Annotated in this window: 13 protein-coding genes and 1 pseudogene; 12 read left to right on the top strand and 2 right to left on the bottom strand. The window is 67.1% G+C overall.

Annotation, left to right across the window (positions count from 1 at the left end):
- Positions 1 to 6 precede the first annotated feature (6 nt).
- Together WJ16_RS10130 and WJ16_RS10125 are read right to left on the bottom strand one after the other, a co-directional pair.
- Positions 7 to 1,746: a fumarate reductase/succinate dehydrogenase flavoprotein subunit gene (locus tag WJ16_RS10130; protein WP_069256946.1), complete on the bottom strand. Its 1,740-nt coding sequence runs from the start codon at positions 1,744 to 1,746 to the stop codon at positions 7 to 9.
- Complete coding sequence (locus WJ16_RS10125) at positions 1,743 to 2,513, bottom strand: GntR family transcriptional regulator (RefSeq protein ID WP_069256945.1); 771 nt, start codon at positions 2,511 to 2,513, stop codon at positions 1,743 to 1,745. The genes WJ16_RS10130 and WJ16_RS10125 overlap by 4 nt, the downstream gene beginning before the upstream one ends.
- A gap of 287 nt (positions 2,514 to 2,800) precedes the next feature.
- Between WJ16_RS10125 and WJ16_RS10120 the strand changes: the two genes are divergently transcribed.
- The 12 genes and pseudogenes from WJ16_RS10120 to WJ16_RS34765 form a co-directional block, all read left to right on the top strand.
- Positions 2,801 to 4,021 carry an MFS transporter gene (locus tag WJ16_RS10120; RefSeq protein ID WP_069256944.1) on the top strand — a complete coding sequence of 407 codons (1,221 nt, stop codon included), beginning with the start codon at positions 2,801 to 2,803 and terminating at the stop codon, positions 4,019 to 4,021.
- A 280-nt stretch (positions 4,022 to 4,301) separates the two neighbouring features.
- Positions 4,302 to 4,703 (top strand): DnaJ family domain-containing protein, encoded by a 402-nt coding sequence (locus tag WJ16_RS10115; protein WP_006478536.1) that lies wholly within the window; start codon positions 4,302 to 4,304, stop codon positions 4,701 to 4,703.
- Positions 4,700 to 5,296, top strand: coding sequence for a tRNA adenosine(34) deaminase TadA (gene tadA / locus WJ16_RS10110; protein ID WP_069256943.1), 597 nt, complete (start codon positions 4,700 to 4,702; stop codon positions 5,294 to 5,296). Before WJ16_RS10115 ends, tadA begins: the two co-directional genes overlap by 4 nt.
- Positions 5,297 to 5,411: 115 nt before the next feature.
- Complete coding sequence (gene ldcA / locus WJ16_RS10105) at positions 5,412 to 6,350, top strand: muramoyltetrapeptide carboxypeptidase (protein ID WP_069256942.1); 939 nt, start codon at positions 5,412 to 5,414, stop codon at positions 6,348 to 6,350.
- Between the two features lie 309 nt (positions 6,351 to 6,659).
- The gene (locus WJ16_RS10100) at positions 6,660 to 7,364 is read left to right on the top strand and encodes a GntR family transcriptional regulator (RefSeq protein ID WP_069256941.1); all 705 of its coding nucleotides are present in this window, start codon (positions 6,660 to 6,662) and stop codon (positions 7,362 to 7,364) included.
- Positions 7,365 to 7,514: 150 nt separating this feature from the next.
- Positions 7,515 to 8,999 carry an NCS1 family nucleobase:cation symporter-1 gene (locus WJ16_RS10095; protein ID WP_069256940.1) on the top strand — a complete coding sequence of 495 codons (1,485 nt, stop codon included), beginning with the start codon at positions 7,515 to 7,517 and terminating at the stop codon, positions 8,997 to 8,999.
- Positions 9,000 to 9,009: 10 nt separating this feature from the next.
- Complete coding sequence (locus WJ16_RS10090; protein ID WP_069256939.1) at positions 9,010 to 9,801, top strand: aspartate/glutamate racemase family protein; 792 nt, start codon at positions 9,010 to 9,012, stop codon at positions 9,799 to 9,801.
- Positions 9,802 to 9,950: 149 nt separating this feature from the next.
- On the top strand, positions 9,951 to 10,904 hold the full coding sequence (gene puuE / locus WJ16_RS10085; RefSeq protein WP_069256938.1) for an allantoinase PuuE: 954 nt from the start codon (positions 9,951 to 9,953) through the stop codon (positions 10,902 to 10,904).
- Complete coding sequence (gene uraD / locus WJ16_RS10080; protein ID WP_069256937.1) at positions 10,901 to 11,422, top strand: 2-oxo-4-hydroxy-4-carboxy-5-ureidoimidazoline decarboxylase; 522 nt, start codon at positions 10,901 to 10,903, stop codon at positions 11,420 to 11,422. Before puuE ends, uraD begins: the two co-directional genes overlap by 4 nt.
- A 63-nt stretch (positions 11,423 to 11,485) precedes the next feature.
- Positions 11,486 to 12,499, top strand: coding sequence for an allantoicase (gene alc, locus WJ16_RS10075; RefSeq protein ID WP_069256936.1), 1,014 nt, complete (start codon positions 11,486 to 11,488; stop codon positions 12,497 to 12,499).
- A complete protein-coding gene (locus WJ16_RS10070; RefSeq protein WP_069256935.1) occupies positions 12,496 to 13,008 on the top strand; it encodes an ureidoglycolate lyase in 513 nt (170 codons plus the stop codon). The genes alc and WJ16_RS10070 overlap by 4 nt, the downstream gene beginning before the upstream one ends.
- A gap of 100 nt (positions 13,009 to 13,108) precedes the next feature.
- Positions 13,109 to 13,246: pseudogene (locus WJ16_RS34765) on the top strand (RidA family protein); the annotation flags it as partial.
- Between the last annotated feature and the right edge of the window lie 118 nt (positions 13,247 to 13,364).

Raw genomic sequence — 13,364 nt, 5'->3', positions numbered from 1 at the left:
GGTTCCTCAAAGGGCGGCCGCGAGCGCGGCCGGTTCGCGGATGCGCAACTGCGCATAGGCGCCGCGTTCGTCGTCGGGGAGCGGCACGACGTACGGTTCGATCGGCCGCTTCTCGCTGCGCATCGCGCCGTCGGCGTCTTTGCGCAGCCACGTGTGGCAGAACCATTCGGCGTCGTTGCGATGCGGGAAGTCGACCCGATGGTGGTACAACCCCCAGCGGCTCTCGGTGCGAAACAGCGACGCACGCGCGGCCATTTCCGCGCAGTCGCGGATCGCGCGCACTTCGGCCGCGCGCATCAGTTCGTGCGGATTGTTCGCCTTTATTTCTTCGATATCCTCAGTAATGCCGTCAAAGCGTTGCAGGCCGATTTCCATCTTGCGCGTCACCTTCGGCGGTTGCAGATAGTCGTTGACCATCCGGCGCAGCTTGTACTCGACCTGCGCCGGAGCGAGGCCGCGTTCGCGCAGCAGCGGGCCGAGCACGCGCGCGCGCTCGGCCGCGACCTGTTCGTCGTCCACCGGCGCATGCGCACGGCCGGCCACGTAGTCGGCCGCGTTCTGCCCGGCAAACCAGCCGTACGTGAATGCGCCGAGCATGTAGTTGTGCGGGACGGCGGCCATGTCGCCGGCCGCGTAGAGCCCGGGCACGGTGGTTTCCGCGCGCGCGTTCACGTACACGCCGGACGCGCTGTGGCCGCTGCAGAACCCGATCTCGGAGATGTGCATCTCGACCATCTGGCGGCGGTAGTCGGTGCCGCGTCCCGCATGGAAGCGGCCGCGGCTCGGCCGCTCGTTCGTATGCAGGATCTGCTCGATGGTCTGGATCGTTTCTTCCGCGAGATGGTCGAGCTTCAGGAACACCGGGCCGTTGCCGCTTTGCAGCTCCTGGTGGAACTCCCACATCATCTGGCCGCTCCAGTAGTCGCATTCGATGAAGCGTTCGCCCTTGCCGTTCGCGGTAAAGCCGCCGAGCGGGCCGGTGACGTACGCGCACGCCGGGCCGTTGTAGTCCTTGATCAACGGATTGATCTGGAAGCATTCGAGATTCGCGAGCGCGGCGCCGGCGTGATAGGCCATCGCGTAGCCGTCGCCCGCGTTGGTCGGGTTCTCGTACGTGCCCATCAGGTAGCCCGACGCCGGCAGGCCGAGGCGGCCGGCCGCGCCGCAGCAGAGAATCACGGCCTTGGCGCGGATCACGTGGAATTCGGCGGTGCGGCAGTCGAAGCCGAGCACGCCGCTTGCGCGACCCTGCGCGTCGGTCAGCACGCGCGTCGCGACGATCCGGTTCGTGATCGCGATGCGCGCGCGCTTCAGTTGCCGGTACAGCACCTTCTTGATGTCGTGTCCTTCCGGCATCGGCAGCACGTACGAGCCCATGTGATGGACCTTCTTCACCGCGTAGTCGCCGGTGCCGTCCTTCTCGAACTTCACGCCCCAGCGGTCGAGCTGCTCGATCGTCGCATGGCTGTGCGTCGCATACGCGTACACGGCTTCCTGGTCGATGATCCCGTCGTTGGCGATCGTGATCTCGCGCGTGTACTGTTCGGGCGTCGCATGGCCGGGGATCACCGCGTTGTTCAGGCCGTCCATGCCCATCGAGATCGCGCCGCTGCGCTTCACGTTGGCTTTTTCGAGCAGCAGCACGCGCAGGGACGGGTCGCGCTCCTTCGCCTTGATCGCCGCCATCGGGCCGGCGGTGCCGCCGCCGACCACGACGATGTCGTATTCGAGTACATGGGTCGTCATCGTTGTTTCCTTGCAGGTTGGCGCGGTTTCTGCCGATCGATGCGCAGCCGGTACTGGAAGGCGTCGCCGCGGAAGTAGAGGTATTCGTAGTCGATCGGCGCGCCCGACGCGTCGTGCGTGAGGCGCTCGATGCGCAGTACGGGACTGCTTTCCTCGACGTGCAGCGCATCGACGATCTCGTCGTCGGCGAGGATCGCGTCGATCGACACGTCGGCATGGCCGAGCGGGATGCCGCAGTCGTTTTCCAGGACCAGGAAGATGTCGCGGGTCGCGAGATCGGCGCCCGCGAGACGCTTGCCGAGCGCTTCCGGCACCCAGGTCTGTTCGAGCGACACGGGCTCGCGATTGAGCAGCCGCACGCGATGAATCTCGACGAGCGGCGCGCCTTCGGTCACGTTCAGCTTCGTCGCGAGATGGCGATCGGCCTTGACGGTGCGGAAGCTGCGCACCTGGTTGACGATCTCGTAGCCCATCGACGACATCGCCTCGGCGAACCCCTGCAGCGACGTCACGTTCTGGAACGCCTTCGGCTTCGACACGAAGGTGCCCTTGCCGTGCAGCTTGAACAGCAGTCCTTCCTTCTGCAGATCGCCGAGCGCCTGGCGCACCGTGATGCGGCTCACGTCGAACATCGCGCAGAGCTCGTGCTCGGACGGCATCCGGCTGTGCGGCGCATAGGTGCCGTCGAGAATGCGCGCGCGCAGCGTGTCCTTGATCTGCACGTAGAGCGGGGCCGCCGACAGCGGCACGACGTTGGGGGAGGTCATCGATCAACTTGTTATGACAAGATGGGGCGAGTGTAGTCAGTGCGATCGCGCGTCCCAACCAACGATTTCTGATTTCGACTTTCCGATTCCGGAAAAGCACGGTGGCCGGGCCGCCCGTCGCGGCCGGAGCGGATCGGCAGATAATCGAAGAATTCATTGGTCGGTGCGCCGCGCGTGTCGATTTCCCGATGCGTCGCCCGTCGTATCGATGTCGACCGGGCATTGCGCCGCGCACGCGGGCCGCACCCGGTTTCCGAAAAGGGTCGAAACGAACCAGGAGGCGCTACATGCCGGATTCCCGATACCGCTGGGTGATCGTCGCCGCGGGCGGCCTGATGGGCTGCATCGCGATCGGCGCGATGTTTTCGCTGCCGGTGTTCCTGCGCGCGATCGCGCGCGACACGGGCTGGTCGATGACCGGCATTTCCGCCGCGATGACGCTCGGCTTCATCGCGATGGCGTTCGCGAGCATCGCGTGGGGCAGCCTGTCGGACCGCATCGGCACGCGCCCGGTCGTCATGACCGGCGCCGTGCTGCTGGCGGCCAGCCTGGCGCTGGCGAGCCGCGCACCGTCGCTGCTCGCGTTCCAGCTCACGTTCGGCCTCGCCGTGGGCGGTGCGACGGCCGCGATCTTCGCGCCGATGATGGCGTGCGTGACCGGCTGGTTCGACACGCACCGCAGCCTGGCGGTGTCGCTCGTGTCGGCCGGCATGGGGATGGCGCCGATGACGATGGCGCCGCTCGCCGCGTGGCTCGTGTCGGTGCGCGACTGGCGCACGTCGATGCTGCTGATCGCGGCGCTTGCGGCTGTCGTGATGATCCCGGCGTCGCTGCTGGTGCGCCGGGCGCCCGCGCTCGACCGCACGCATGCGGCCCCGGTGGCGTCGGCGCCCGCCGGCGAGCCCGCGGCGATGTCGGTCGCGGATGCGCTGCGTTCGCCGCAGTTCGTCGTGCTGCTGCTGACCAACTTCCTCTGCTGCGCGACGCACTCGGGCCCGATCTTCCATACGGTCAGCTACGCGGTGACGTGCGGGATCCCGCTGATCGTCGCGGTGTCGATCTACAGCGTCGAAGGGCTCGCCGGCATGGGCGGCCGGCTCGCGTTCGGGATTCTCGGCGACCGCCTCGGCGCGAAACGCATGCTGGTGGCGGGGCTGCTCGCGCAGGCGCTCGGCGCGCTCGGCTACTACTTCGTGCGCACGCTCGACGGCTTCTACGCGGTCGCGACGTTCTTCGGTTTCATCTATGCGGGCGTGATGCCGCTGTATTCGGTGCTCGCGCGCGAAAACTTCCCGCTGCGGATGATGGGCACCGTGATCGGCGGCTGCGCGATGGCCGGCAGCCTCGGGATGGCCGCGGGGCCGGTGGCCGGCGGCCTGATCGTCGATACGTTCGGCAGTTACGGCGGGCTGTACGTCGGTTCGTTCGCGATCGGCGTCGGCGCGTTCCTGATGGCGACGATGTTCCGACCGTTCGCGAACGCGCGGCGGGAAACGGCGGCTGCCTGAGTCGGGCGAAATGGCGGCAGGGGGTTGGCGTTTTTCCGCAACGGCATGGCCTGAGCTGCATCTTTCCGATTGAAAAGACGGCCGACACCGGCCGCATTTGCCGGTGTCGATACGGCCCACAGCCCGCTGCAGCGCAGCAGCGTGGCAAATGATGCCGATCGGCGCGCATGGGCCGCGATTCGGCCCCTAAAAAGCGCAATATCGAGCATATATTCGAAGGGCCTGTCATACCGGCGTCACCCTGCTAGAATTCGGCCTGCCGCATTGTTCCGATTGACTGATGAGATTGCTTGACGCCCTGGTCGAACAACGTATTGCCGCCGCCGCCGCGCGGGGCGAGTTCGACGATTTGCCGGGTACCGGCGCGCCGCAGGCGCTGGATGACGACCTGCTCGTGCCCGAGGAGGTGCGGGTGGCCAACCGTATCCTGAAGAACGCGGGCTTCGTGCCGCCGGCCGTCGAACAATTGCGCGCGCTGCGCAACCTGCATGACGAAGTGCAGGCGGTCAGCGACCGTGCCGCGCGCTGCCGGCTGCAGGCGAAGATCCTCGCGCTCGACATGGCGCTCGAATCGCTGCGCGGCGGCCCGATGGTGATGCCGCGCGATTACTGCCGCCGCATCGCGGAGCGCCTGTGCGAGCGCGGGCTCGACGAAGCGTCCGCCGAAGCGGGGCCGATGTGACGTCCGACGCGCTGGACGACGCAGCCCGGCCGGCCGCTGCCCCGGCGATCGAACCCGCCGCCGATTCCCCCCTTCCCGAAGCCGCGCCCGTATCGGCGCGCGACCTGCATTTCATGCGTCTCGCGCAGGCCGCCGCCGAAGAGGCGCGCGCGGCCGGCGAAGTGCCGGTCGGCGCGGTGCTCGTGCGCGGCGACGAAGTGATCGCGCGCGGCTTCAATCATCCGATCGGCGGGCACGACCCGTCGGCCCATGCGGAAATGGCCGCGCTGCGCATGGCCGCGCAGCATCTGCGCAATTACCGGATGCCCGGCTGCGAGCTGTACGTGACGCTCGAGCCGTGCCTGATGTGCGCGGGCGCGATCATGCACGCGCGCATCGCACGGGTGGTCTACGGTGCCGCCGACCCGAAGACGGGCGCGTGCGGCAGCGTGATCGACGCGTTCGCGAATCCGCAGCTCAACCACCACACCGAAGTGACCGGCGGGGTGCTTGCCGACGAGTGCGGCGCAGCGCTGAAGTCGTTCTTCGCCGAGCGCCGTCGCGCGCTGCGCGAAGCGCGGCTGGCTCGCGACGCCGAATCCGGCGCATCATAGGCGGCCCGCCGCGCCCGATCTCCCGTTTCCCGGCGTAAGCCGCGCACGTACGGTTCCGTGAACCGGAGACGGTTCGGACCCTCTAAGCAGGTTTGACGACCCGACACCCTTCACCATGTCCTTTCAGCCCGCCGCGTCCTACACCATCCGGCTGCTCGCGCCGTCCGGCTATCCGCACGACCCCGACGCGATCAACCGCGCGCTCGAGCGCCTCAGCACCGCGCAGCACCGCATCGAGAACATCGAAGCGACGCAGCGGCGCTTCCAGCGGTTCGGCGGCACCGACGGCGAGCGGGCAGGCGACCTGAACCGCCTCGCCGATCCCGAGCGGCCGCTGCCGGACATCGCGCTGGCGGTGCGCGGCGGCTACGGCGCGGCGCGCATCCTGCACGGGCTCGACTATCGCGGGCTCGAACGCAGGCTGCGCGACCAGCCGGTCGCGCTCGTCGGCCACAGCGACTTCACCGCGCTCCAGCTCGCGCTGTACGCGAAGGCGCGCATCAAGACGTTCGGCGGCCCGATGCTGTCGGCCGACTTCGGCGCGCAAACGCCGAGCGATTTCACGATGCAGCACTTCTGGCAGACGCTGACGCAGCCGAGCACGACGATCGTCGCCGAAGCGCCGCAGGTGCAGGCCGTCAACGTGACGGGCACGCTGTGGGGCGGCAACCTCGCGATCCTCTCGTCGCTCGTCGGCACGCCGTACATGCCCGACATCGAAGGCGGGATCCTGTTCATCGAGGACGTCAACGAGCAGCCGTTTCGGATCGAACGGATGATCTATCAGCTGCACCTGTCGGGGCTGCTCGCGCGTCAGCAGGCGCTCGTGCTCGGCCAGTTCACCGGCGCGCGGCCGTTCGAGTACGACAACGGCTACGACATGCAGACGATGATCGACCAGGTGCGGGCGGTGATCGGGATCCCGGTCGTCACGGGGCTCCAGTTCGGCCACGTGCCCGACCTGTTGACGCTCCCGTTCGGCGCGCAGGCGCAACTGGTCGCGAACGCGCACGGTTTCCGGCTCACGCTGTCGGACTATCCTCATCTCGGCTGATGCCGGCGCGATCGATCGAAAGGCGGGGTAACCCGCCTTTTTCTTTATGTAAATGCGCAACTAACGGTCGAGAATTTTTGCCGACGTCGACAGGGCTTTCGCCGAATTTTGCACCGATTTTGTCAACAAAATAGCCGAGAGGGTATACGACGAGAAGGGCCTCTGTCGTACGTCTTGGCCTTGTCGTGCATGGATTTTGACGCATCGTGCACCGAACAGGGACGCATGGATGCACGTCGATTGTGCGCATTGCCGGAAAAGAATTGTTGACAATCTTTATGTCCGCCCTAGGATAAGGATCATCACACGATGCCGATCATGAACGAGCCCGAATCCCACCTGCCCGGTGCAGCCAGTCCCGAAGCGATCGCCGAGCGCATCCGCACGGCGATCCTCGAGCATCGGCTCGCGCCCGGCGCGAAGCTGACGGAGGCGCAGCTGTGCGACGTGTTCGGTGTGAAGCGCGGGACGATTCGCCAGGCGCTCGCGCAGCTCGCGACCGACAAGCTGGTCGATCTCGAGCCGAACCGCGGGGCGTTCGTCGCGAGCCCGACGCTGCAGGACGTGCACGAGGTGTTCGAGATGCGCCGGATCATCGAGCTGGCGGTGGTCGAGCGGCTCGCGACCGGGCCCGGCGCGAAGCGGCTGAAAGGTGTCGCCGCACTGATCGAGAAGGAACGCAAGGCGTTCGAGCGTCACGACTTCGCGGCCTGGATCCGGCTGTCGGGCGAATTCCATACGGCGCTTGCCACGCTGATGGGCAATGCGACGCTCAGCGCGTGCCTCGAAGGGCTCGTCGCACGCTCGACGCTGATGTCGGCGCTGTACGAATCGCACGGGCGCAGCCCGTGCTCGTGCGACGACCACGACGAGATCCTCGGCGCGCTGGAGGCGGGCGATCCGAAGCGGGCGGTGACGCTGATGGCGCACCACCTGCAGCATGTCGAACTGAAGATGCTGGACCGGCCCGCGCAAGGGCAGGTCGATTTGCGCGAAGTGTTCGGCGGCGCCTGAGCGGCGACGCGAACCCGGCCGCGCGCCACAAGAACGAGCGAAATGCAGGCCCGCGGTGTTTGCCGCGGGCCGCTGGTCCGACTCCGGGCGTCGATCCGGAGCGATATCGATGACAGTGGAGCGGCCACGCGGCCGCGTCAAGGAGAAGTCATGGCTCAGTTCAGTGTGGCGCACGACAGCGCCTATCCGGCGGAAGAAGGCGGCGACGGCGGCGACCCGACGTTGCCGAATGGTTACAGCGAACGTCTGTACAACGAAGATTTGGCACCCCTTAAAAATCAGACATGGGGGTCGTACAACATCTTCGCGTTCTGGATGTCGGACGTGCACAGCGTCGGCGGCTACGTGTTCGCGGGCAGCCTGTTCGCGCTCGGGCTGACGAGCTGGCAGGTGCTGATCGCGCTGATCGTCGGCATCGGCCTCGTGAACGTCTTGTGCAACCTGATCGCGCGGCCGAGCCAGCAGATCGGCGTGCCGTATCCGGTCGCGTGCCGTGCGACGTTCGGCGTGCTCGGCGCAAACGTGCCGGCCGTGATCCGCGGGCTGATCGCGATCGCGTGGTACGGCATCCAGACCTATCTCGCGTCGAGCGCGCTCGTGATCGTCGTGCTGAAATTCGTCCCGCAATGGCTGCCTTATGCGGACGTCCACCATTATGGTTTTCTCGGACTGTCGGCGGTTGGCTGGGCCGGCTTCATGCTGCTGTGGGTGCTGCAGGCGTTCGTGTTCTGGAACGGGATGGAGACGATCAAGAAGTTCATCGACTTCGCGGGCCCGGCCGTCTACGTCGTGATGTTCATCCTCGCCGGCTACATGGTGTGGCGCGCGGGCTGGCGCAACATCGGCATCAACCTCGGCGGCGTCAAGTATCACGGCGCGGAAGTGATCCCGGTGATGATCACCGCGGTGTCGCTCGTCGTGTCGTACTTCTCCGGGCCGATGCTGAATTTCGGCGATTTCTCGCGCTACTGCCGCTCGTTCGGCGAAGTGAAGCGCGGCAATTTCTGGGGGCTGCCGGTCAACTTCCTCGCGTTCTCGCTCGTCACGGTGATCACGACGGCCGCGACGCTGCCGGTGTTCGGCCAGCTCATCACCGACCCCGTCGAGACGGTCGGCCGCATCGACCATCCGACCGCGGTGATCCTCGGTGCGCTGACGTTCACGATCGCGACGATCGGCATCAACATCGTCGCGAACTTCGTGTCGCCCGCGTTCGACTTCTCGAATGTCGCGCCGCGGCTGATCAGCTGGCGCGCGGGCGGGATGCTCGCGGCCGTCGCGTCGATCTTCATCACGCCGTGGAACCTGTTCAACAACCCGGCCGTGATCCACTACACGCTCGACGTGCTCGGCGCGTTCATCGGCCCGCTGTACGGCGTGCTGATCGCCGACTTCTACCTCGTCAAGCGCGGCCGGCTCGTGCGCGACGACCTGTACACGATGTCCGAGAGCGGCACGTACTGGTACACGGGCGGCGTGAACCGCCGTGCGCTCGCGGCACTGCTGCCGGCCGCGGTGATCGCGGTCGCCTGCGTGATGATGCCGGGCTGGCAGGGCGTCGCGAACTTCTCGTGGTTCATCGGAGCGGGGCTCGGCTTCGTGTTCTACCGGTTGCTCGCGGGCACGAAGGCGTAAGGAGCGTGCGATGAAGATTCGACTGATCAATCCGAATACGACGCAGCGGATGACCGATGCGATGGGCCGCTGCGCGCGCGAAGTCGCGGCCGCCGGCACCGAGATCGTCGCGGTGAGCCCGCCGATGGGGCCGCCGTCGATCGAAGGCTATTACGACGAGGCGCTCGCGACGCCGGGGCTGCTCGCCGAGATCGCGCAGGGCGAGCGCGACGGCTGCGACGCGTACGTGATCGCCTGCTTCGGCGATCCGGGCCTGTATGCGGCGCGCGAGCTCGCGCGCGGGCCGGTGATCGGCATCGCCGAGGCCGCGATGCATGCGGCGAGCGTGCTCGCGCCGGGCTTCTCGGTCGTCACGACGCTCGCGCGCACCTGCGGGATGGCGTGGCACCTCGCGGAGCGCTACGGGATGAAGCGGTTCTGCCGCAACGTGCGCGCGACCGACGTCGCCGTGCTCGAACTCGACCGGCCGGGTTCGGCCGCGCGCCGGATCATCGTCGACGAATGCCGGCGCGCGCTCGACGAGGACGGCGCCGACGCGATCGTGCTCGGCTGCGCGGGCATGGCCGAATTCGCGCACGAGATCGAGCAGCAGATCGGCGCGCCGGTGGTCGAGGGCGTCACGGCGGCCGTGAAGTGGGCCGAGGCGCTCGTCGCGCTGCGCCTCGCGACCGCGAAGCGCGGCGATTACGCGCGCCCGCTGCCCAAGCGCTACGACGGCGCGTTCGCCCGCTTCAGCCCGCCGGACGGGGATCACGCGGAACCGGTCCCGAATTTGCCGCAACCGCACATACACACCGTCTGACACGCACTATCTGCGCCGCTGTATGGGCGCGTATGAACGTTTTCGCTACACTGGGCCGTCATCGCATCGGCTTGCGCAGCCGGGCTCCGGCGCCCGCGCGGTCGATGCGAACCCATTATTTCAGCCCGCTTTCGTCGCACTTCGAACCCATGTCACTCGATCCCAACTATCCTCGCGACCTGATCGGCTACGGCCGCCATCCCGTTCAGGCGAACTGGCCGGGGCGCGCCCGCGTCGCCGTGCAATTCGTGCTGAACTACGAGGAGGGCGGCGAGAACTGCGTGCTGCACGGCGATCCGGGCTCGGAGCAATTCCTGTCCGAAATCGTCGGCGCGGCCGCGTATCCCGATCGCCACATGAGCATGGAGTCGATCTACGAATACGGTTCGCGGGCCGGCGTATGGCGCATCCTGCGCGAATTCGAGAAGCGCGGGCTGCCGCTGACGGTATTCGGCGTCGGCATGGCGATCGAGCGCCACCCGGAACTCGCGCGCGCGTTCGTCGAGCTGGGTCATGAAATCGCGTGCCACGGCTGGCGCTGGATCCACTACCAGAGCATGACGCCGGAACTCGAAGCCGAGCACATGCGCCTGGGAATGGAAGCGATCGAGCGCGTGACGGGCGAGCGCCCGCTCGGCTGGTATACCGGCCGCGACAGCCCCAATACGCACCGTCTCGTCGCCGAATACGGCGGCTTCCTGTACGACTCCGACAACTACGGCGACGATCTGCCGTTCTGGATGGACGTCGACGTGTCGGGCGGCAAGAAGGTGCCGCAACTGATTGTGCCGTACACGCTCGACACGAACGACATGCGCTTCGCGACGCCGCAGGGCTTCAACACCGGCGATCACTTTTTCGACTATCTGCGCGACGCGTTCGACGTGCTGTACGCGGAAGGCGACGAGGCGCCGAAGATGCTGTCGATCGGCATGCACTGCCGGTTGCTCGGCCGCCCGGGCCGGTTCCGCGGGCTGCAGCGTTTCCTCGATCACATCGAGAAGCACGATCGCGTATGGGTGACGCGCCGTGTCGATATCGCGCGTCACTGGCGTGAACATCATCCGTATCAGCCCAATCATCGAAACGAAGGGAAAGCATGAAGGCGATGCGCTACACGTTGGATCAACTGAACACGATGGCCCCGAGCGCGTTCGTCGCGGCGCTGTCGGGGATCTTCGAACATTCGCCGTGGGTGGCCGAAGTCGCCGCGGGCGAGCGGCCGTTCGCGAGCATCGATGCGCTGCACAAGACGATGTCGAACGCGGTGGAGAAGGCCGGCGAAGCGCGCCAGCTCGCGCTGATCAACGCTCACCCGGAGCTGGCCGGCAAGGCCGCCGTGCGCGGCGAGCTGACGGCCGAGTCGACGCGCGAGCAGAGCGGCGCGGGCCTCGACCAGTGCACGCAGGAAGAGTTCGACAAGCTGCTGACGCTGAACCGCACGTATCGCGAGAAGTTCGGCTTCCCGTTCATCCTCGCGGTGCGCGGCTATGACCGGCACGGCATCATCGCGAACTTCGAGTCGCGCGTGAATCATTCGCGCACCGAGGAACTGCGCGCGAGCCTCGACCAGATCTACCGGATCGCGCGCTTTCGCCTAGACGACCTGATCGACGCCTGACACCGCACGACGGCCTGCTGCGTCGCAGCGGGCCGATCGCATCACTGAAACCAAGGAAACATCATGGCTGTTCCGCTTCTCGATCCCAACGCACCCGAGTTCACGCGGCGCTACGTGAATCTTGCCGACCCGCGTCTCGGTGCGCAGGCGCTCGAGGCCAGCGACGATTTCTTCGCGCCGAAGGACCGGATGCTGAACCCCGAGCCGGCCGTCTTCATTCCCGGCAAGTACGACGACCACGGCAAGTGGATGGACGGCTGGGAAACGCGCCGCAAGCGCACGACGGGCTATGACTGGTGCGTCGTCAAGCTCGCGCGCCCGGGCGTGATCAAGGGCTTCGACATCGATACGAGCCACTTCACCGGCAACTTCCCGCCGGCCGCGTCGATCGAGGCCGCGTTCGTGGCCGACGGCGCGCCGACGCATGCGACCGAGTGGGTCGAGATCGTGCCGTCGACGACGCTGCAGGGCAACAGCCATCACTACGTCGAAGCGGGCGATGCGCGCGCCTTCACGCATCTGCGCGTGAACATCTACCCGGACGGCGGCATCGCGCGTCTGCGCGTGTACGGCCAGCCGCAGCTCGACTGGGCCGGCGCGAGCGCGACCGAGCAGTTCGACCTCGCTGCGATGGAAAACGGCGGTTACGTGGTGGCCGCGAACAACCAGCACTTCGGCGTCGCGTCGAACCTGCTGTTGCCGGGCCGCGGCGTGAACATGGGCGACGGCTGGGAAACCCGCCGCCGCCGCGAGCCGGGCAACGACTGGGCGATCATCGCGCTCGCGCAGCCGGGCGTGATCCGCAAGATCGAGGTCGATACCGCGTTCTTCAAGGGCAACTATCCGGACCGCTGCTCGATCCAGGCCGCGTACGTGTCGGGCGGCACGGACAGCTCGCTGATCACGCAGTCGATGTTCTGGCCGGTGCTGCTCGGCGAACAGAAGCTGCAGATGGACAAGCAGCACTACTTCGAACAGGGCATCGCGTCGCTCGGGCCCGTCACGCACGTGCGGCTGAACATCATTCCGGACGGCGGCGTATCGCGCCTGCGTCTGTGGGGGACGCTCGACAAATGAAGACGCTCGCCATCGAACCGCTGACCAAGGAAGCGTTCGCGCCGTTCGGCGACGTGATCGAAACGGAAGGCGCGAAGCAGATCCCGATCAACCTCGGCACGACGATCCGCTTTCACGATCTCGCGAAAGTCGACGTGACCGACGAAGGCGGCCGCACGCTCGTCAACCTGTTCCGCGGCCAGCCGCGCACGCTGCCGTTCGAGGTGAAGATGCTGGAGCGGCACCCGCTCGGCAGCCAGGCGTTCGTGCCGCTGAACGACCAGCCGTATCTCGTCGTCGTCGCGCCCGCCGGCGATCTCGATCCGGCGAAGATCCGCGCGTTCGTGACGAGCGGCTGGCAGGGCGTCAACTATGCGAAGGGCGTGTGGCATCACCCGCTGATCGCGCTCGGCGGCGTCAGCGACTTCATCGTCGTCGATCGCGGCGGTGACGGCCTGAACCTGAACGAGCAGGATCTGCAGGAATCGCTGTGGCTCACCGAGGAGGCGCTGCATGCGCTGACGGCCTGAGTCGCCGGCGTTCCAGGCTCACCGCCTGTCTGTCGAAACCCGCGCGATTCGCGCGGGTTTTTTCATGCGCGGCCGGTTTCGGGCGACTCGGGTCGCGCCGGCCGGCTGCACGTTCGACGACGTCGTCGACGCGACGGTGTTTCTCGTCGATCCCGAGGCGGCGTTCGAGAGGATCCGGACGATCGTCTCCGAATACTGCGGCGACGCACCGCATCCGACGCTGACGGCTGACGGCTGACGGCTGACGGCTGATGGCTGATGGCTGCCGGCCGTCGGCGCGGCCTGCCTTTACGGCTTTCGCGCACGAAGTCGCGACGATGCGCGCGTAACGCTGGCGGCGGCGCGTGCTATCGTGC

Source organism: Burkholderia metallica, from assembly GCF_001718555.1.
In the GTDB taxonomy this organism is placed as follows: domain Bacteria; phylum Pseudomonadota; class Gammaproteobacteria; order Burkholderiales; family Burkholderiaceae; genus Burkholderia; species Burkholderia metallica.
The sequence above is the reverse complement of the archived record's forward strand: the minus strand, read 5'-3'. Positions and strand labels throughout refer to the sequence as shown.

Coding starts and splice junctions, on each gene's coding strand:
- WJ16_RS10125 (WP_069256945.1), bottom strand. CDS start 2,513: ATGACCTCCCCCAACGTCGTGCCGCTGTCGGCGGCCCCGCTCTACGTG.
- WJ16_RS10100 (WP_069256941.1), top strand. CDS start 6,660: ATGCCGATCATGAACGAGCCCGAATCCCACCTGCCCGGTGCAGCCAGT.
- ldcA (WP_069256942.1), top strand. CDS start 5,412: ATGTCCTTTCAGCCCGCCGCGTCCTACACCATCCGGCTGCTCGCGCCG.
- WJ16_RS10090 (WP_069256939.1), top strand. CDS start 9,010: ATGAAGATTCGACTGATCAATCCGAATACGACGCAGCGGATGACCGAT.
- WJ16_RS10130 (WP_069256946.1), bottom strand. CDS start 1,746: ATGACGACCCATGTACTCGAATACGACATCGTCGTGGTCGGCGGCGGC.
- WJ16_RS10095 (WP_069256940.1), top strand. CDS start 7,515: ATGGCTCAGTTCAGTGTGGCGCACGACAGCGCCTATCCGGCGGAAGAA.
- uraD (WP_069256937.1), top strand. CDS start 10,901: ATGAAGGCGATGCGCTACACGTTGGATCAACTGAACACGATGGCCCCG.
- WJ16_RS10120 (WP_069256944.1), top strand. CDS start 2,801: ATGCCGGATTCCCGATACCGCTGGGTGATCGTCGCCGCGGGCGGCCTG.
- WJ16_RS10115 (WP_006478536.1), top strand. CDS start 4,302: ATGAGATTGCTTGACGCCCTGGTCGAACAACGTATTGCCGCCGCCGCC.
- WJ16_RS10070 (WP_069256935.1), top strand. CDS start 12,496: ATGAAGACGCTCGCCATCGAACCGCTGACCAAGGAAGCGTTCGCGCCG.
- alc (WP_069256936.1), top strand. CDS start 11,486: ATGGCTGTTCCGCTTCTCGATCCCAACGCACCCGAGTTCACGCGGCGC.
- puuE (WP_069256938.1), top strand. CDS start 9,951: ATGTCACTCGATCCCAACTATCCTCGCGACCTGATCGGCTACGGCCGC.